Here is a 246-nt window from a genome sequence, read left to right as displayed (position 1 = left end):
AACGTCTTTGGCGCAAAGCATATGTGAAAAACTAGTCCATTTATGGTAGGTAGTATAGTCAACGTCTTCTACCGGCTGTAATAATAATTTCCAGTAACGCTTTAAAGCGCGGTATTGGCGAGAAGAGGTTGGTAAACCTTTCATAATGCGGATTCTGGTCTTGGTAAATGCCCGACTGAGGGCATTTACAATGTGAAATCGATCAATGAGAACAATCGCATTGGGAAACACAGTACCGACCAATTT

Annotated in this window: 1 protein-coding gene; it reads right to left on the bottom strand. The window is 41.5% G+C overall.

From position 1 onward, the window contains the following. The coding region (locus IWT5_RS11975; RefSeq protein ID WP_143443113.1) for a transposase at positions 1–246 on the bottom strand (246 nt) is incomplete at both ends.

The organism is Secundilactobacillus mixtipabuli, from assembly GCF_002217925.1.
Taxonomy (GTDB): Bacteria; Bacillota; Bacilli; order Lactobacillales; family Lactobacillaceae; genus Secundilactobacillus; species Secundilactobacillus mixtipabuli.
This window is presented reverse-complemented; position numbering and strand designations above follow the sequence as displayed.